Here is a 19657-nt window from a genome sequence, read left to right as displayed (position 1 = left end):
GCGGATTGTTCAACCGATTATTTTTTCTTTATCCTGCTGTTTTTGTAAGTATAACAGCGTCTCTTTATCGGAAGATGTGGGAAGTTCATATATGGTCTGATATTCCTCGGGTCCTTTGCCGGTGATGAGGACCCATTCACCCATCCCGGCACTTTCCCAAGCTTCCTGGATCGCAATCGTCCTGTCGGTGATTACCCTTCCCTTTTTCATCCCAAACCGTTCATTCAATTCCTTCAGCTCATTCTCCATTTCATCTTCTGAAACGCCGTTCAAGTCATCGAATGTCAAAATGAATTCATCACTCATGGCCGCAGACGTCTTTACCATATGCTCTCTCTTCGTCTTGTCCCGCTCTCCGCGAAACCCGAATATATGCTTTATCTTCACAGCATCATGTTCTTGTGCCGCATGCAGACAATATTCTATCGCGTCCTGCGTGTGGGCATAGTCAATAATGAATGTTGCACCTTCTGGATGTGAAATCATTTCGAACCTCCCCGGCACACCAGGGAACGTCTTTAATGCATCAGTGATCACATCAGGGTGAATGCCGATTTTTATTGCTGTCAAAAAGGCCATTGCAGCATTATAGACATTATGGAGACCAGGAGAAGGGAAACTTAAAGAATAGACAATCCCTCCCATCTTGACATCAAACCTTGTCGAACCATTCAGCCTGATATCCTCTATTTTCAAATCATCTGTTTCGTGATTCCCCATTGAATAGACAGGGATTTCCTTGGCACTTAATAGATCGGCCAGCTTTTCTCCCCACTCGGTCAACATGCTGACAACTGCTGAACCTTCTTGCTTCATGTAATTGTACATCAGTGTTTTTGCCTCGAAATAATCCTCAATCGTCGGATGATAATCCAGATGGTCATGGGAAAGGTTCGTGAACAATCCGTAATCCAGTTCCAATCCTTCAATACGATATTGCTTCAAGGCATGTGATGATATCTCAAGAACAACAAATTCATCATTGCTGGCTGCCATTAATTCCTGGATTTGCAAAGCATCCGGAGTAGTATTCGAAGGCTTGTACACTTCATTATTTATAATATAAGACACCGTTCCGAGCAAAGAACAGCTTTTGCCGGCATGCTCAAGAATATGCTTTAATATATAAGAAACCGTCGTTTTTCCATTTGTGCCTGTAATGCCAATCACTGTATGCTTCCTTGACGGATGTTGATAATAAGTACTTGCAGCTCTCCCTAGAGCCAGTCTGCTGTCAAATACCTGGATATACGGTACAGCAAGTTCAAGCTCATTTTCTCCAATAACGGCAGCAGCACCTTTTTCAATTGCTTCTTGAATAAACTGGTGACCATCAATTTGAAAACCAGAAATCGCAACAAACAAATCCCCAGGCTTCACCTTGCGTGAATCCATTTGTATACCTGTCAATTCAGGATCTGCATCGTTTATGTATTTTTTCAAACTGTTGCCGAGGGCTTCAAGTACTTTTGATAATCTCATTTCCAAAACTCCCTTTTTAACTGCCTATAAATTCCACATTCGGAACCTAGAAACGTATAGAATATGTCTCTTTTTATATTCCCCCAATTTCTAAAACTATGCCTCGTAAATTGTATAAGAAATCGCTTTAAAAAAAATGAGCAGAAAGGAGCAGCAAAAAAGACCGGCAATACAGCCAGCCTTTTACTGTTTTCTGGGATTATCTGTCGGAGAACTGGGACAAGTATTTCGAGTTCAGCCTGCTATGTTGCTGCAGCATAAAGGCAGATGTTGTCGAGCCTTCTTTCCGAAGGGTGTTAAGTGCCTCGATCATTTCCTTCGCCGTGCCAATTCCAATTCCATGCCCATAGTATAGCCCTTTTCCCAGAACAACCGCGTTTTCGCCTCGCCAGATGGGCATTTCGAAATCGGGATTCATGAAATAGACGACATCGCCGGGGATGAACTCACTCCCTTCCAAGGTGATGATGGCTAAATCAGGGTCATAATTCCAGTTCCATACAAGCAGCCCCCTGAATAAATAGTTAAAATCCGCCACTCTGATGGATTCAAGGACTGCTTTATAAAAAATGATCACCATTGCGGTAGAGCATTCAAACCCATACTCCTGCCCATTGTTAAAAATATCAGATATGGCATCAGACGGCCGTACATTTGGATTCAAAAGATAACCACTTGGTCCTTTTGTCCAATAAATCGGATTGAATTTAGAGTATTTGAATGAAGTGAAGGCCACCGAAGCATCTTTCAGTTTCAGTGCCGCTTCAATGATATTTTCCCTGAGCCTGATTTCAAATAGGAGCTGAAAGGTTGAATCAAACTCAAACAAAGTCAGGCTATGATCCAGATGGTCGTATATTTCCCTCTGTTTCCCAGACAGATTTTGCAGCTTTTGCTTGCCTGCAGCATCTGGAAACCGGATGATAATCATCACGCTCCCCCTCCATATCCAAATAATTAAACATACATTCTAACTATATGAAGTTTCCTGGCACAAAAGACATTGGACAGGGTGGTTAATTGGAATTCACGATTTAATTGTTTATGGTGAATACTGGTCAATTCCGTACCCCGCATTTATGAAAATCATTCGGTTGTACTTTGAGGTATTTAATGGGTGCTGCCTTTATCCATTTTGTATGAGGGCTTCCCTGCTCACAGTGGAGTTTGTTTTAAATTGGTATGAAAGGGTATTTTCAATTAAAAGGAGGTTTTATCATGCCAGAAAAAAACACAATGATGGTTCACCAGAACAGGAGAATAAGCAAGCGCACAAAAAGGATATCGAGCCTCAAAGGGATCCAGTAAAACCTCAGGAAGAGTCGAAAAATGATAAGTAGGCCTTAAGTGCGATACCCGTAAGAATTAATCAGTGAGGTGAGAAATTATGAAAAAAGATGATAAAAAGCCTATACCAGTAGATAATACTCAAAATATGGACAACCCGGAACAGTATGAAACCCGGACGAAAAGCCTCCATGATCGATACAAAAGTGAATTGACAGTAGACACGATTCCGATGGAAGACCTCAATCAGGAAAAGCAAGAAGAAAAGGACGGTCATCATACAAAGGATTCGTCCTCAAGTGAGAAGAAGTACAATGTTGATATTGATAATGAATTATAACAACAGCCCTGGGATTCCAGGGCTGTTTGGTTTATCCCTGCTAAAAAAGAGAATAGTAAGAAGGTGAACAAAAAGGAGGAAACTATATGAACCAACAACTTTTGAAGGAAAAAATCAAAGATGTTCTCGGTGAGTCAAAGGTAGGAACCCTTGCGACAGTAGTGGATAATAAGCCACACACACGCTATATGACTTTCTTCCATGAAGAATTGACAATTTACACCCCAACCAGCAAGGAAACATATAAAGCTGAAGAGATTGAAAAGAATGCCAATGTCCACATCCTGCTTGGCTACGAAGGCGAAGGAATGGGTGACGCCTATATCGAAGTGCAGGGCAAAGCTGCAATCCGGGAAGAACAAAGCTTAAAGGATAAATTTTGGAACGAAAGAATGAAGAAATGGATAGAAAGTCCAAATGATCCCGAGTTCATTATCTTAGAAATTAAGCCGGAAACAATCCGGCTGATGAATGACAATGGCGAGCCTGAAGTATTGAAATTATAAACTTCCGATGGAGAGTGGGAAAGTACCCTCTCTCTTTTTTATGTATATGTGCGGCAGAATCAAGAATTTTGTTCAAACTTTTGTTAAAAATAGCAGCATGAAAAGACTTGATATATAAATAGGATTATTGTATTCTATTGGTATAAACAATGTGAAATATTTCACAAAAGGGTATTAAAAACCAACTGCAAGTTTTATTTTTTTGCCCTTTCTTGTGAATTACTTCACAATAAACAGCCAGAAAGAAGGAAATACAGTGAAGACTCCCAAAATAGTCATATTAGGCGCTGGATATGGCGGACTGATTACAAGCCGCCAACTTGAGAAATCTCTAAGGAACGGCGAAGCTGAAGTAACATTGATCAATAAACATGATTACCATTATATTTCTACCCAACTTCATAAAACAGGTGCAGGTACTGCATCGGACGATAAAATTACATTGCATATCCCTGACCTCCTCAAGACAAATAAGGTCCAGTTCAAAAAAGGAACCGTACAAGATGTTGACTTTGATGAAAAGAAGGTCCGCCTGGATTCTGGAGATGAAATTGAATATGACTACTTGCTGATCTCCCTTGGTTTTGATGTTGCTACTTTTGGTATCCCTGGAGTAGAAGAAAATGCGTTTAAAATTAAAAGCTTCAGGAGCACTAAAGCCATCTACAACCATGTTCTCAGACAGATGGCTGCTTACAAAGAAGATTCTGATCCTTCAAGACTTACATTTGCGGTTGCCGGGGCAGGCTTTACCGGTATTGAAATGGTTGGCGAACTGATTGAAGCTTTGCCAAAGCTTTGTCGCACATATGATATTCCATTATCTGAAACAAGAATCATCAATATCGAAGCTTCTCCAACCGTTCTGCCAGGGTTTGATCAAGAAGCGATTGATTTTACAACGAATTATTTAAAGAAGAACAACGTTGAATTAATGACATCTACAAAAATACTAGAATGTTCTCCAACTTCCATTGAATTTGACAATGGAGAAGTACTTCCGTCCAGGACTTTGATCTGGTCTGGCGGTGTCCGTGGCAATACCCTCCTGGAAAAACTGGACCTGCCCATTTCAAGAGGACGCATTCCGGTCGATGAATATTTGCGGGTAAAAGGACTTGAAAATGTCTTTTGTATCGGGGATGCCGCCTTATTCATGAAGGATGAGAAAAACGCCCTGCCTCCGACTGCGCAGGTGGCCATACAGCAGGCAGAACTATGCGGCCCAAATATAATTGCCAGCCTGAGGGGTGAACCGCTCAAAACTTTCGTTTACCACCATAAAGGAACAGTAGCGTCCATTGGTAATAAGGCGGCCGTAGGAAAAGTCTTTGGTTTGAAAATCTCAGGTTCATTTGCTGCCTTAATGAAACAAGTCATCGAGGCGCGCTATCTCTTCGTGCTCGGTGGGCCTGGCCTCGTCATTAGGCAGTTCCTTAAGATTGGAAAGCCTTATTCAAAGGTTTCCACTGTCTCCAATCAAAAATAACAGACAAAAGCATCGGAGCAGTTCACTGTGAACGGTACCCGATGCTTTGTTTATTTTTGTGATGCTGTCAGTGATTTTTCCGGAGGGCGCTTTCCTCTTTTCAAATCATCAATCTTCAGTCCAAAGCGCATTTCCAAATGCGGATAATCTTTAAAATGTTTCCAATCTCCACCCCATTGAAATCCAAGGTCCTTGGCAATGGCAACTACCTCCATCCAATCAGATTTTCCGTTTCCATTCCCGTCGTAGGCAGTATCCCACAAGGCTTTACCTTGTTTATCCAATAAAGCAAAATCTATTGCGAGTCCAAAATTATGATAAGAATCCCCGCCTTTTGCATGGGTGACAATTTGGCCGTCTGCCGTCCTGCCCTTTTCATACAAAGAGTCCTGTTCCTGGAAACTCCTGAATCCATCTGTAACAATGACCCTGATTCCTAAATCAGACGCTCTTTGAATCAGAGCCTCCTTATTCTCCAAGATAACTGGATGGAGTTCCACTGGCAAGGGAACGTCTTCATTGATTTCCGGCCTGGTCAGGAACTGATAATATAGCAGGAGCACCACCAAAATCAGCAAGAAAGTAACGGATGCATTCCCAAACAGCTTTTTTTTCACGGCAAAAGTCCTTTCAGTAAGTCTTTCAGTCTATTATATTACGAATTCGAACGACATCAGGTTTCATTGATAGATAAATTGAAAAAACCTGGCAATTACTTTGCCAGGCAGCCAATTCTATTCGAACTGGTATTTCTCTAAAATACGATCAGAGACCAGCTTGTACCCTTTATCATTTAAATGGAGGGAATCACTGAAATATTGTTTTTTGTTTTTCCCTTTAAACAAATCATTGGTAGGAATGTAAACAATCCGTTTTTCGTCCTTTATCATTTTATTGATTCCATTATTCCAGTCATCAATCACAGTCTCTATTGCCTTGCTGTCAGGATATGGGTTATAAAGTCCAAGCAGCAGGATTGGCGCTTGCTCATTTTGTTCAGTCAGAATGCTGATGATGGCATTCAGGTTCTTCATATAGTCTTCCTTACCTATTGCAATTTCTTCGTGCTTAAGGTTTTTCAAGTTTCCGCCGTTGCTGTTGATCAAATCGTTCGTACCAATAAAAAGAATAAAATAGTCTGCTTCATCGAGTTCCCCTCTTATCCCGACATCAGACAGTTGGGTAAGGATCCCTGATGATTCCAGGCCATAAATTGCTTCGTTGTCAAAGTTGAATTCTTCTTTGTTCTGGTTATTTAATTTCACTTTTAATGTATCGATATAACCTGATCCTTTTTCATCTCCATACCCATACGTAAGTGAGTCGCCAAATGCAATTACCAGCTTTTCATCCTCGTCCTTTACTTGTGTGTTTCCATAAACGCTGACTGCTGCCAGCAGTGCAATTACAACAACTAGTGTTATTAGAATTCGATTGGTTTTCATGATGTTTCCCTTCTCTGTTTGTTTTCCCTTTTTCTTACCCCTTTGGTACTGTACCTGAAACCTAAAGTGTCTTCCCTGAAATTTCCTCTTGCTAACCTATGCTTTTAAATGATATATTAATCAAGCGATGAGCTGAATTGTGTAAGCCGACTGACACTCCATTATGGAAATGTACGATGTGGCGTACAGTCAGTCGCCTCAATACGCAGAAAAGACGCCCCTTGAGGCGTCTTTTCCTTTTTATCTTCTTATCGATTTTTGTAACCGTCACGATCCAAATCAGTATCATTTCTTAACTCATTGCGATTAAGATCAGTATCGTTTCTTAACTTATTGCGGTTCAGGTCAGCATCATCCACGATCCTGTCGTCATCAGCATCAAGATAAGCCTCCTCACGCTTGACACTTTCGACAACCTGTTCAGTATCAGTCACTTCCCGCTTGCCGATGACAAGTTCTTCAGAAACAACAGGTTTCTTCGTAACCTCTACTTTTTCTTCCATGATCGGTACACGGATTGTTTCATCATCTTCAATTGTAGCGTCAGTGCCAGAAGCGGCCTCATTCACATCCCGTCTTTCAATATATACTTCCTCACGGGAAACTGGAATGTTAACCTTTTGCTGGTCTTCAACTACTTCTTTGTGTACCTCTACTTCACCTGTCTGGACGCGATCCTTGGAAACATCCAGCTGTTCTTCCCTTAATTTCAATGTTTGTTCGTCCGCATCCTCATAATTTCCAGTGACTGATGTGCCCCTACCTTCATAATTTCCTGTTAATGATGTGTCCGTAGCATAGCCCTTGTCTTCAAGATCAAGGCCGGAAGCATTGGTTTCCGCTAATAGAATGATGCGGCCAGCTCGTACATCCGCTTCATATTCCCTTGCAGAGTCATCTGTCAATCCAAGCCCTACAAGACGGTCTGAAATAGATGGTTCATTGCCGCCGAGATTTCGGTCAGCATCGAATGCAGTCATCAGGCTCTGCCAGAATCCTCCTTCTTTATGATCATCATGATCTGTTCCGACAGTTTCTGCCGTTACACCTGTCCTGCTTTCTAGTGCAGTGGTAATGTCATTTGTGTCCCCAATGATGGAAAAATCCTGAACAGCATATCCATTGTTTTTATACTCTTCAATCGCTTCAATTAATTCTGTTTGATTATCGTAAACTCCAACTACTTTTTTAGCCATTTTAAATTCCTCCAATTCAATGTGAGTTACATCCGGCTGCACCGGTAGTGTATTCTTACCCTGCACGTCCAACCCCTCAAACAATTTAGAACATACCAAAATTAGCCACCACCGAAAAAGCAGGGGAAGAAGAATCTTCTAAGAGATGACTGTTTGCAGGAACAAAAAGTGTCAAGCTCATCATACAGACACGACAAGCGCTGAGCCACAACTAAATAAAAAGAAAAAAACCGGATTACACCGGTTTTCATTCCTCCTCTAACTTTGTCACCTCTAAATAGGCAATATGGTATTCATCAATTTCAATGATTTTGAAAAGATATCCCTCTTCCTCGATCTCATCTCCAATTATCGCGTCAATATTCTTGGTCATGAACCAGCCGCCAATGGTATCGACATCTTCCTCGGAAATATGGATGCCTAGTAGGTCATTCACCTCATCAATCAATACTCTTGAGCTGAAAAGATAATGGTCTTCTTTCACTTTTCTAATTTCCGCAATTTCGTCTACATCAAATTCGTCACGGATGTCACCAACGATTTCTTCCAGTATGTCTTCAACGGTCACGAGTCCTGATGTGCCGCCATATTCATCAATCAAGATAGCCATGTGGATGCGCTCTTTTTGCATCTTCACGAGCAAATCATGGATAGGTATTGTCTCGATCACTCTGATGACAGGTTTAATAAATGACGATAAAATCGATTCTTTTTGAAGCTCTTTTTGTGTCAGTTTGGCTGTGAGTATCTCCTTGATGTTGATCATACCTACTACATTATCCTTTTCACCATCGATTACGGGATAACGAGTATATTTTTCTTGCTGGATCACATTGATAATTTTTTCAATATCATCAGAAATGTCAAACGTAACAATCTCAGTTCTCGGAACCATGATTTCCTTGGCAATCCGTTCATCAAATTCAAATATATTGTTTACAAAGTTCAATTCATTCTGATTGATTTCTCCACTTTCATAGCTCTCAGATAAAAGAATCCGAAGCTCTTCCTCTGAAAGGGCTATTTCATGTTCTGAGGCTGACTTTAAACCAAATAATCCAACAAGAAGCCTGGCAGATCCATTCAGCGCCCAGATGAAGGGGTACATAATATTATAAAACAAGATGATCGGCTTTGAAAATGCCATGGTTATTGATTCTGCTTTTTGGATGGCAACCGTTTTTGGGGCAAGCTCCCCAACTACTACATGCAAAAAGGTAATCGAAGCAAAGGCGATTGCGAACGATAAAAGACCAGATAATGACGCATTTAGATGAAAGCTTTCAAAAACGGGATGGAGCAGCGCTTCAACTGTCGGTTCCCCTAACCATCCAAGCCCAAGGGCTGTAATCGTAATCCCCAGCTGGCAGGCGGACAGATATTCATCGAGATGCGTGATCACATGTTTGGCAGACTGTGCACCTTTCCTTCCTTCAGCAATCAGTTGATCAATCCTTGAACTCCTGACTTTTACAATCGCAAATTCTGTCGCAACGAAAAAGCCGGTTAATGCAATCAAAAGGATAACTAACAGCAAGTTCGTAATAATCAATGGGCAAGCCTTACATTTAGTAAGGCATTCACCTCCTAACCAACATTTCCTCCAAAATTTCATTACCCAAATGAAATCATTTTTTAAATTATACCCGTATGTTAAGCAACTAACGCATTATATAGAAAGAACATGAATCAATACAATCCTAGTATTCGATATTGCACCGCAATATATCAGCAAATCTTGAACAATTCCCTAATTGCCGATGGATGTTATATTTGATTATGATGCCTTTTTAAAGGTCTTTTCAACCCTTCTATTGGATAGGAACCATCCAGCAGCAGCTATCCCGCCTAGAACAGCATAGAAAATCACCTTCCATAATGTCGAGTGAGGGAAATCCTGATTGATTACTCCCAGTGCCGGATGAGATAAGGTCAATACTGCCAGTTTCACCCCAACCCAGCCGACGATTGCAAATGCAGCAATTTCAAGACCTGGCCTTTTTTCAAGCAGATTGACGAACATATTCGCAGCGAATCTCATGATGATCACTCCAATCATGCCGCCCGCAAATATGACAAGAAATTGACCACCGTCCATTCCGCCGATATCGGGGATTGGAGTTTCTGGCAACACCACTGCCAATGCAACTGCTGCGAGAATCGAATCGATGGCAAAGGCAATGTCGGCTACTTCCACTTTCAGTACGGTCATCCAAAAGCCGCTTTTGTTTTCCCTTTTTTGGGTCCTGACTTCCTTCTTAATTTTTTCATAAGGGAACAGTTTTTTAATAATTTGGCTTAATGACATGAACAAAAGATACAATGCCCCAATAGCCTGAACTTGCCATATATCAACCATGAAAGAAAGAACAAATAATGATGTAAATCGAAATACGAATGCTCCTGCGAGGCCATAAAACAGGGCTTTTTTACGTTTATCTTCAGGAAGGTGCTTCACCATGATCGCCAGCACCAATGCATTATCCGCCGCTAAAAGCCCCTCCATAAATATAAGCACAAGCAGTACCCAGCCATACTCAAGCAACAAAGTAAATTCCATTTTCTACTCCTCCATTCCGAATCATCCGCGGCAAACGATAAAAACCCTTGCCTCAAATGGCAAAGGGCTGAATCAAATAGAAAAAGACCTTTACCGTTTCCAGTAAAGGTCTTGCTAACAACGTCATGTTGCCAATAAAGCCGGAGATTTCCATCTCGGCATGACGACTTTATTGTGACAGCTACTCCCCTTAAAAAAGGATGATCCTCTTAACTTAAATATATTGGAGCATCTGTTATTAGTCAATTTACAAGGCTTATATTAACAAACATGAATTTTTCAGGTGGGTCGAATAGGGTCTCGGTCCCTGAGAACATTTCCATATTCAGCAATCAATAGAAAACATGTAATAAACATTTCACAGAATAGTACTTTTTGCTTAACAAATTTTGAAATTTGCCGAAAATAACAATAACGATATTTTCGTCTATGTAGAAAAGAGGGAGTGGACAAATTGCGTTTTAAGAAAAGACAGAACTCTGTCAAAAAGACAGCAGTACAGAAAAAGCCAGGCAAAAAACTGCTTAACAGAAATATGAGTTTAAAGCTGAAAATTGTATCTTTAAGTATCATTTCAATACTTGTCCTTGCAATGGCTACAACTTTCTATGCCCAGCATACGATAAAGTCCAGCAATTTCGACTCAATGGAAGCCGAACTCACTACGCTTTCAAGCTTGTTGTCGGATCAGGTTTCAGTCGGTAAAGCACAGACCATCATCAGCAATCCATCTAAAAACAATCCTGGTGTCACCTCAATGCAAAAACAAATGGATCAAATTTTGAAGGAGAATCCTTTAATACATAATCTTTATTTAATCACCATGGATGGTGACAAATTCATAATTCCGACTATGAGTTCTGCAATGATGACGGATGAGCTCACATATGGTTCACAATATTCAGGCGGAAAAGCATTTGACCGGGCCGCAGTAGAGGCTTTTAAGGAAAACAAAAGAACGACAACTGAAATATATAAGTCGGATACTGGGGAAAAAATGTCCGGATTTGCCCCAATCAATGACATGGGTGGAAAAACAATCGCATTATACGGGGTCGAGTTTGATGTTTCCCAAATAAATAAAAAGATCAATGGTGAAGTTGCAGGAATTTGGATCCTGTCCATCATAATCCTGCTTCTTTCAAGCGCAGCAATGTATTTCCTGGTTTCAAGACTGATTACGCCATTGGATAAAATAAAAAACCTGACATCAAATATTGCAAATGGCGATTTGTCACAGGATGACATAAAGGTCCGTTCAAAGGATGAAATCGGCGCACTGGCTGATAGCATCAATAAGATGACTGCTTCACTCCGTACTTTGGTTTCACAGGTTCAGGACAGTACAAAGGAAGTATCCACTGAAACTATGGGGTTATCCAAGGTAGCTTCAAGTTCTGTAGAAGCCATCAGGGAATTGACTGCAGCGAACCAACAGGCAGCTGCAAGCACACAGGAGCAGAATGCCAATATAGAGGAAATGCAGGCAACTTTGGAAGAAATCAATGCAGGAATCGAGGAAATCAACGCCTCGGCACAACAGGCAAGCTACATCGCCAAAAATTCAACTGCGACCTCCAGAGAAGGCACGAAGAGAATTGATGAAATGCTCGAGGGACTGGAAGCAGTTGATGAGAATACAAATCAGCTGGCTGATATCATAACAGAACTTGAAAAACAGTCCGACAAAATCACCCAGTTTGTTAAAATCATCAACACAATTTCTGACCAGACAAACCTGCTGGCTTTAAACGCAGCTATAGAAGCTGCAAGGGCCGGTGAACATGGAAAAGGCTTTGCAGTGGTCGCAAATGAAGTCAGGAAACTTGCTGAAGAGAGTGCGAAGTCAGCTTCAACAATTATTTCCATTGTTAATGAGAATGTTCAAAATACACGTAATGCAGTAGATTACATCATCAAGACGAAAGAAGCTGTTCAATTCAATAAAAACCTTTCGATTCACGCCAAAGATACACTGAAAGAAATATATGAAACAACATTGGAGATCGAAGATAACTCGAGCAATATTGCTTCCGCGATTGAACAGCAGGTCATTGCAATCGAACAAATCACAAACTCACTCGATACTGTCTCACAGGCATCCCAGCAAATTGCCGCAGGTACAAGCCAGACAGACCAATCAACACAGGACCAGTTGAGAATAGCTGAAAATGTGAATGAAACAACTAAAGTGCTCCAACAAACAGCATTAGAGTTAGAAAAGTTGACTGGCAGATTTAAATTATAAGCTTCTGTTAATTCTTATTGGAATGATAAAAAGTAAAAAGGATGCCTGCGGGCATCCTTTTTATCTTTTCCTGAATCCTTCTTCTTCTAAATATTGTTTCGCTTCATTGTAAGAAAGAAAGGTACCGTCCAGATTCAGTCCGGCATACACATTCCACATATCATCTTCATGGACAAGAATCAGTGTGTGGTTTTCTGTATTCACCCAGCGTTCTTCCTCATTGTCCTCTATGATGGCTGATTCAATGGTACTGTTAGGTGAAAGGGACTCAATTGAAAGTTCAATGATCGATTTAAGCTCCTCCGCAGTAAATTCGCGAATATTCACCATGCCCTTAGGATCAAGGTCATATCCCTCTAAAAATTCTCCATAGACAAACCCATTCCCATTTGGATGTAAGTGGTATACAACATTTTTCTTGTCATAGATGCTATCTTCATAATGGAAGTTAACACGGCCCAAAGATACATTTTTCCGTTCCAGTTCCGGAAAAGATTCAATAATTGAAAGTTTTTGTTCAAAAGTCAGCATAATTGCCTCCAGATTAAGGACAAATTTTTGATTCTGTTCATTATACCATTTAGGAAAAGCTAAATAAAAAAAACTCTTTTTAAGCATTTTATATGTTACACAACCTGAAATAGGGTATAATTAAGTTACATAAGGAGGTGGAACAATGCATGCAGTAAGCCCCATAAAATCAAAAAATCAGATTGAACAAATGAAGAGATATCTAGAAGCACATTCAACCAGGGATTACAGTCTTTTTTTGCTGGGGATAAATACCGGCATCAAGCTTCAGGAACTTTTGAGCCTTCGTGTTCATGATGTCTGCAACGAAGAAGGAAAAATAGCAGAATTTCTTTCAATTCCTCATTACACCAATCCTCCTATCTATTTAAATGCATTAATTAGGAAGGTTCTTAAAAGATACTTAAATGAAAATTCCCTAATTAGTACGGATTATCTTTTTAAATCAAGAAAAACTTCAGAACCTATAACAAGACAGCAAGCATATCGAATCATCAATGCAGCTGCAAAAGAGGCTGGGATCATGGAACCTGTTGGAATGACCACTCTCAGAAAGACCTTTGGTTACCATGCCTATTCCCAGGGTGTTGCCATTTCTCTTATCCAGAAAAGACTTCAGCATTCATCTTCATCTGAAACGATGCATTTCATCGGATTGGACCAGCAGCCAGTTACAGTCACAATAAATATTAATTTATAAGGGGGTCTTTCATTGAATGAAAGTGTTCTAAGTACCGATTCGTTTATTTTACTTTTGGCTTTCTTATTTATTGTCGGAGTATTAACGACCAGATTTTCAACCAGATTGGGTGTTCCCTCACTTATCTTCTTTATCATGGTAGGAATGATCATGGGCAGCGATGTCCTTGGCATTGTTTATTTTGATAATGCAGCAATGACTCAAATGATCGGTGTCATTGCTCTCGTCATCATTCTATTTGAAGGCGGACTGCAAACAAATTGGAAAGACGTCAGGCCGGTGATCGTACCTTCTTTATCACTTGCAACGCTTGGAGTGTTGATCACCTCGGGTATCGTAGCTATTGCTGCAAAATGGATTTTGGGACTTGATTGGCTAGAAGCGATATTATTTGGTGCGATCGTTGGATCCACTGATGCTGCAGCTGTTTTTGCTGTCCTGAAGGGTCACAATGTCTCTCCAAAACTAGGTTCAACACTCGAAGCCGAATCAGGTTCTAATGATCCGATGGCTGTGTTCTTAACAGTAGCAATGATTGAACTAATTACCTTACCTGATGCAAGTATCCTAAAATTGATTGGGGACTTTTTCTTGCAGATGGGACTGGGCCTGATTCTTGGAATAATCTTTGGAAGAATCGCTGTTAAAGCCCTGAACTCCATCAACCTTGATTCCAGCGGTCTGTATCCAGTTTTCGCAACAGCTTTTGCTCTGCTGACTTATGGACTAACAGCGTTTTTGAATGGAAGTGGTCTGCTTGCTGTCTACGTTGCCGCCATCATAATCGGAAATGCTGAGATTGCTTACCGCCATTCCATTTTCCGTTTTTCAGAAGGGTTCGCCTGGATGATGCAAATCCTTATGTTTGTCATCCTTGGACTCCTTGTATTTCCAACAGAACTATTCAGTCTGGATATTTTAATTCAGGGTCTTCTAATTTCTGTGATTCTAATGCTTGTGGCTAGACCTGTAGCCGTTTTTATCTCAACAATAAAAATGAATTACTCCCAAAAAGAACGGATTTTCCTTTCATGGGCAGGACTTAAAGGTGCAGTTCCGATCATTCTGGCCACCTTCCCGTTACTTGCCGGGATTGAAAACAGCCATAAGATGTTCAATGTTGTTTTCTTCGTCGTACTGACAAGCGCCTTGATTCAAGGTGCCACGATTCCAAAGTTAGCGGATAAACTTGGACTAAACGGACCCAAGAAAACGACACCAATGCAGTCACTTGAACTAGTTTCCCTTGGAAAAGCCGATGCTGAAATGATAGAATATGAGATGGAAAGTGATAGTGCGATCATAGGAAAAACTTTGATGGATATCCCCTTTCCGGAAGGGACACTGGTAAATGCCATTATCCGTGATGGTAAACTGACAGCTCCTACTGGAAATACAGCCATATTGGCAGGGGATTTTCTTTACATCTTGTCTGCCAGGAAAAATAAACCCCAGTTAAAAAAACTTTTAAAGGAAAAATCAATCAGTCCAGAAAACTCTTGAGTTAATTGAAAAACCAGTGGGATTTTGCCCCACTGGTTTTTCATTATGCCCTCAGTTTTTCGACGAACATCGCTTGCATTTCTTTTAACGTGTTTTTATATCTATACCCATCAAGAATTGTCGCCTGTAATGTGACTCCATTTACCATCGCCCAAAAAATATCCGCATAAGTGGCTGGATCAAGATGAATATCAAATTCTCCCGATCCCTGCCCTTCCTCAATAATGCCTGCTAACAAAGTAACAAAGAAATTTTTATATCTCTCCGTCAATGTTTTCTTTAATTCAGGATTTCGTGTTGAATAAAGCCTGAACTCGAAATGAACAAGTGCCTCGTCCTTGTTCTCAGCATCGTTCGGGTCATTACCCAGATAGGCATCAACCAGAAAATCAAGCTTCTCCAAAGCAGTCGATCGTTCTGCTATTGCCTTCGCGAATTTTGTGCCTGACTCTCTAGTCTGGCCATCCATCAGGGCAAGGTAGATTTCATCCTTACTTTTGAAATAATTGTAGATCGCCCCTTTGCTCAGGCCAGATTGTGCGACAATGTCATCCACAGTTGATGCTTCAAACCCTTTCTTGGCAAAACAGGCATGGGCACTCTGCAAAATCTCCTGCCGCTTCCTTTCCTTGTACTCCTCTGAAACAATTGGCGCCATTTCCGTTACCTCTATTTCCAGCTAATATTATAGTTTGTATACTTTGCGGTATTTGTCTTCCAGATATTGAACCAGATAATCCGCATTCAGTTCTTCACCGGTAGCTTTTACGATTAAATCGTTTGGTGTATAAAGCATACCATATTGATGAATGTTCTCCTTCAACCATTTTTGGATCACGGCAAAGTCACCTTTTTCAATGCTTCCGTAAAAATCAGGCACATCCGTTTTAATTTTGTTTAGTATCTGGGCTGCATACAAATTCCCCAAAGAATACGATGGGAAATATCCAAATCCGCCAAACGACCAGTGAATGTCCTGAAGTACTCCCTCGCTATCACTGGAAGGTGTTACTCCCAAATATTCATTCATCTTCGAGTTCCATATTGCAGGAAGATCCTTCGCTTCTACTTCCCCGGCAATCAATGCCTTTTCAATTTCGTAACGGACCATGATATGCAGATTATATGTCAGTTCATCGGCTTCGACCCTGATGAATGATGGCTGAACTGCATTGACTGCACGGTAGAAATCATCCAGCTCGACATCCCCAAGCTGTTCAGGGAAATGTTCTTGCAGCTTCGGATAAAAGTATTTCCAGAATTCTTCGCTTCGCCCCACCATATTTTCAAGGAAGCGTGACTGGGACTCATGGATTCCGAAAGAAGCCCCTTCCTGGAGGACAGTATCCTCGAACTGCTGATCAATGTTTTGCTCATAAATACCATGACCGGCCTCATGGATCGTACCGAAAATGGCCGAACGAACATTATTTTCTAAATATCTGGTGGTAATCCGCACATCTCCAGTATTAACCGTCTGCGCGAATGGATGAACTGTCTCATCCAATCTGCCGGCATTCATATCAAAGCCAATCAGCGGCAAAATATATCGGTTGAACTCTTTTTGTTTCGCCACCGAATAAGCCTGATCAAAAATTTCTGCTCGCGGCTTATAGGGCGCATGTTGAATCCTCTTTAGCAAATCAGTGCTTGATTTTCTTAATTTATCAAATAAAGGATCCAGCCTTTCAACAGTCAAGCCAGGTTCATACTCATCAAGCAGCGCATCGTATGGATGATTTTCATAGCCATAAATCTCAACGGCCTTTCTTTTAAAATCAACGATTTTTTCAAGGTATGGCAGATATTTCTCAAAGTCGTTATTCTCCCTTGCCTCTTCCCAGGCATCATTCGCCTGTGATGTCAGCACGGAAAAATCCTTGATCATTTCTGCCGGAATACTTTTTGAACGGTTATAGAAATTCAGCCTTTCACGAACCTTCGCTTTTGCTGCGTCATCAAGATAAGCATCTGCTTCTGGAGAAGAGAGTGCGCTTAAAAGTTCTCCCATTTCCTCTGAAACGGTCAGCTTGAACGCTTCTGTTCTTAAGGTACTGCTGGCTTTCGCGAAAATAGATCGGCCCTTCTTTGGAGCGATCACTTTCTGGTCCCAGCTAAGCAATCCTGAAATACTATTAAAATGTGATATTTTTTCATCCAGCTCCGTGAATTTTTCCAGTGCTGAGATGATTGGTTGATTCATCACCTTTTGTTCCATGATATCTCCCCCTAATTTTTTGAAATAAACTGTCCAGTCGGTTTATTATAATCTATATTACTTTGTTTTTTCAATTATCACAAAATTATCAATAACGGAATAACAATGAATGCTATGATTAGGAACGGACTGTATCATATGCATGGCGCTTTCCTGATTAACCAGTAGTTTTTGCTTGTTCGCCCCGAAAGCTGTCCGAACTCGGGATTACTTCGGACAGCTTTTGCTCGTTCAGTCTGAAAGCTGACCGAACTCGGGATTACTTCGGACAGCTTTTGCTCGTTCAGTCTGAAACCTGTCCGAACTCGGGACTACTTCGGACAGCTTTTGGCCGTTCACACCGAAACCTGTCCGAACTCAGGACTACTTTGGACAGCTTCTGCTTATTCTGCTTGAAACCTGTCCGAACTCGGGACTACTTCGGACAGCTTCTGCTTGTTCTGCCCGAAACCTGTCCAAACACAGAGCTACTTCGGACAGCTTTTGCTCGTTCAGTCTGAAACCTGTCTGAACTCGGCACTACTTCGGACAGCTTTTGCTCGTTCAGTCTGAAACCTGTCCAAACACAGGGCTACTTCGGACAGCTTTTCCTTGTTCTGCCTGAAACCTGTCCGAACACAGGGCTACTTCGGACAGCTTTTCCTTGTTCTGCCTGAAACCTGTCCGAACACAGGGCTACTTCGGACAGCTTTTGCTTATTCTGCCTGAAACCTGTCCGAACACAGAGCTACTTTGGACAGCTTTTGCTTGTTCTTCCTGAAACCTGTCCGAACTCAGGGCTACTTTGGACAGCTTCTGCTTGTTCTGCTTGAAACCTGTCCGAACACAGAGCTACTTCGGACAGCTTTTACTTGTTCTGCCTGAAACCTGTCCGAACCCGGGATTACTTGGGACAACTTTTCCTTGTTCACACTGAAACCTGTCCGAACTCATCACTACTTCGGACAACTTTTCCTTGTTCACCCTGAAACCTGTCCGAACACACAGCTACTTCGGAAAGCTTGAAACATTCCCCAACCCTTATACAACTCTTAATGTGTTAAAAAAGCATTGAAATGATTTTATTAGAATTATTCATAATAAGTACCACAGGTCCTGCCGGTTGATACATAGTTCTTCTTTAAAATTCTGGTTATTGTCTTCTTGCTAATTTTTTCTTGGCACCATTCATAGATAATCTGCGTTGTAATTTTAATTTCAGGAAAAAGCACTTTTAATTCCTGTATATATCGCAGAATGGCTTGATCAATCCTTTCCTGTTCACTACATTTACCGCAGACTAAGTCATAGTTTTTAATCACTGTATTGAATGAACCACAAGTCCTGCAGTGCATCCCCTTTTCCATCTGATCATAATCATATTCAGGCAGAGTGGTAAATGGATTTTTATCATGGTGCAAGGAGAGCAGTTTTTGGGCTAGTATTTTATGGTTCTCGTCTAACTTAGAAGGTGTATTGGTAAGTTCTTTTAAAAAGCGATTGATCTGGGTTGGTAAGATGATTGGTTGGTCCATTGGGGCTTGGTAAAGTGTGAATTCGGGGTTGTTGAACACGACAGAAGCCTGGACGAGGTAATTTAATTTGAGGTTCTGAAGGAGTTGGCGAAAGAGTGTCTCGCTTCGCTTTAATTGTATGACTGGATTTTTGTATTCTTTGCCACTTTTCAATGAGTAAAATTTATCTGATTCCAGGTAAAAATCACCTTCATGATATTTCACATCCAATAGATGGATCAATCCCCCAGAGATTATAACCTTATCAATTTGAAAATAAGAATTATTTACCTGGAGTAGAAGGTCATCCATGATATACCTTTCCTCAGGGAGGTTTTCAGTCATCCGGTCAAATTCAACCTCTCCTTTATACCCCTTTTCCAGATTCACAAGATGGAATTTTTCATTTGCGGCCAACTCCATCCTTGTGTTCAGATACCTCAATGCAACTAATTCATTCGATTCAGTTCTTTTTTTAAGTAACATATTCCACTTCCTTTCTTTAAGCTTATTTTAATCTAAACCGCCTTCCGTATTTGTGAATATTCCGTTAACTTTTCCCACCGTAGTTTCCCTGATTAAATGAGCCTGCATACAATTTTGTTCAAGCCCTCTGATTGATTGCTTTTAGTTTTAAATAAAAACCCGCCTGGAATCAT

General features: G+C 40.9%; 17 protein-coding genes. 6 read left to right on the top strand and 11 right to left on the bottom strand.

Annotated elements, in window-relative coordinates; translation table 11 throughout:
- Positions 1–9 precede the first annotated feature (9 nt).
- The gene (locus QNH36_RS07725) at positions 10–1482 is read right to left on the bottom strand and encodes a UDP-N-acetylmuramoyl-L-alanyl-D-glutamate--2,6-diaminopimelate ligase (protein WP_144474635.1); all 1473 of its coding nucleotides are present in this window, start codon (positions 1480–1482) and stop codon (positions 10–12) included.
- Positions 1483–1681: 199 nt separating this feature from the next.
- Positions 1682–2413 (bottom strand): protein-glutamine gamma-glutamyltransferase, encoded by a 732-nt coding sequence (locus QNH36_RS07720; protein WP_144474634.1) that lies wholly within the window; start codon positions 2411–2413, stop codon positions 1682–1684.
- 456 nt (positions 2414–2869) lie between these two features.
- Between QNH36_RS07720 and QNH36_RS07715 the strand changes: the two genes are divergently transcribed.
- The 3 genes from QNH36_RS07715 to QNH36_RS07705 all read left to right on the top strand — a co-directional run bounded on the left by QNH36_RS07715 (position 2870) and on the right by QNH36_RS07705 (position 5104).
- Positions 2870–3109, top strand: a complete 240-nt coding sequence (locus QNH36_RS07715; RefSeq protein WP_144474632.1) for a hypothetical protein — start codon at positions 2870–2872, stop codon at positions 3107–3109.
- Between the two features lie 86 nt (positions 3110–3195).
- Positions 3196–3615, top strand: a complete 420-nt coding sequence (locus tag QNH36_RS07710; protein ID WP_144474631.1) for a pyridoxamine 5'-phosphate oxidase family protein — start codon at positions 3196–3198, stop codon at positions 3613–3615.
- Positions 3616–3871: 256 nt separating this feature from the next.
- Positions 3872–5104 (top strand): NAD(P)/FAD-dependent oxidoreductase, encoded by a 1233-nt coding sequence (locus tag QNH36_RS07705; RefSeq protein ID WP_144474630.1) that lies wholly within the window; start codon positions 3872–3874, stop codon positions 5102–5104.
- Positions 5105–5154: 50 nt separating this feature from the next.
- Here QNH36_RS07705 and QNH36_RS07700 read toward each other — a convergent pair whose 3' ends face one another.
- The 5 genes from QNH36_RS07700 to QNH36_RS07680 all read right to left on the bottom strand — a co-directional run bounded on the left by QNH36_RS07700 (position 5155) and on the right by QNH36_RS07680 (position 10305).
- A complete protein-coding gene (locus QNH36_RS07700; protein WP_144474629.1) occupies positions 5155–5721 on the bottom strand; it encodes a M15 family metallopeptidase in 567 nt (188 codons plus the stop codon).
- A 117-nt stretch (positions 5722–5838) separates the two neighbouring features.
- Positions 5839–6549: a GDSL-type esterase/lipase family protein gene (locus QNH36_RS07695; RefSeq protein ID WP_144474628.1), complete on the bottom strand. Its 711-nt coding sequence runs from the start codon at positions 6547–6549 to the stop codon at positions 5839–5841.
- A 248-nt stretch (positions 6550–6797) separates the two neighbouring features.
- Entirely contained in the window at positions 6798–7745 is a 948-nt protein-coding gene (locus QNH36_RS07690; protein WP_251544040.1) for a YsnF/AvaK domain-containing protein, read from the bottom strand.
- A 247-nt stretch (positions 7746–7992) separates the two neighbouring features.
- Positions 7993–9297 carry a hemolysin family protein gene (locus QNH36_RS07685; protein ID WP_283905018.1) on the bottom strand — a complete coding sequence of 435 codons (1305 nt, stop codon included), beginning with the start codon at positions 9295–9297 and terminating at the stop codon, positions 7993–7995.
- A gap of 225 nt (positions 9298–9522) precedes the next feature.
- Entirely contained in the window at positions 9523–10305 is a 783-nt protein-coding gene (locus QNH36_RS07680) for a TerC family protein (protein WP_283905017.1), read from the bottom strand.
- Positions 10306–10759: 454 nt separating this feature from the next.
- Here QNH36_RS07680 and QNH36_RS07675 point away from each other — a divergent pair, with 454 nt between their 5' ends.
- Positions 10760–12553 (top strand): methyl-accepting chemotaxis protein, encoded by a 1794-nt coding sequence (locus tag QNH36_RS07675; RefSeq protein ID WP_283905016.1) that lies wholly within the window; start codon positions 10760–10762, stop codon positions 12551–12553.
- Positions 12554–12613: 60 nt separating this feature from the next.
- On the opposite strand, the gene QNH36_RS07670 is transcribed toward QNH36_RS07675, so the two are convergent.
- Positions 12614–13084 (bottom strand): hypothetical protein, encoded by a 471-nt coding sequence (locus tag QNH36_RS07670; protein ID WP_144474623.1) that lies wholly within the window; start codon positions 13082–13084, stop codon positions 12614–12616.
- Between the two features lie 145 nt (positions 13085–13229).
- Here QNH36_RS07670 and QNH36_RS07665 point away from each other — a divergent pair, with 145 nt between their 5' ends.
- Together QNH36_RS07665 and QNH36_RS07660 are read left to right on the top strand one after the other, a co-directional pair.
- Positions 13230–13784: a tyrosine-type recombinase/integrase gene (locus QNH36_RS07665; RefSeq protein WP_144474622.1), complete on the top strand. Its 555-nt coding sequence runs from the start codon at positions 13230–13232 to the stop codon at positions 13782–13784.
- A 12-nt stretch (positions 13785–13796) separates the two neighbouring features.
- Positions 13797–15287 (top strand): potassium/proton antiporter, encoded by a 1491-nt coding sequence (locus QNH36_RS07660; protein ID WP_144474621.1) that lies wholly within the window; start codon positions 13797–13799, stop codon positions 15285–15287.
- Between the two features lie 43 nt (positions 15288–15330).
- Here the strand turns inward: QNH36_RS07660 and QNH36_RS07655 are convergent, their stop codons facing one another.
- From QNH36_RS07655 to QNH36_RS07645, 3 genes are all read right to left on the bottom strand, one after another.
- Complete coding sequence (locus QNH36_RS07655) at positions 15331–15945, bottom strand: TetR/AcrR family transcriptional regulator (RefSeq protein ID WP_144474620.1); 615 nt, start codon at positions 15943–15945, stop codon at positions 15331–15333.
- A gap of 27 nt (positions 15946–15972) precedes the next feature.
- A complete protein-coding gene (locus QNH36_RS07650) occupies positions 15973–17505 on the bottom strand; it encodes a carboxypeptidase M32 (RefSeq protein WP_251544043.1) in 1533 nt (510 codons plus the stop codon).
- Positions 17506–18575: 1070 nt separating this feature from the next.
- Positions 18576–19484 (bottom strand): nuclease-related domain-containing protein, encoded by a 909-nt coding sequence (locus QNH36_RS07645; protein WP_144474619.1) that lies wholly within the window; start codon positions 19482–19484, stop codon positions 18576–18578.
- Positions 19485–19657 lie beyond the last annotated feature (173 nt).

Origin of the sequence: Mesobacillus sp. AQ2, from assembly GCF_030122805.1 — a bacterium.
Taxonomy (GTDB): domain Bacteria; phylum Bacillota; class Bacilli; order Bacillales; family Cytobacillaceae; genus Mesobacillus; species Mesobacillus oceanisediminis_A.
The sequence above is the reverse complement of the archived record's forward strand: the minus strand, read 5'-3'. Positions and strand labels throughout refer to the sequence as shown.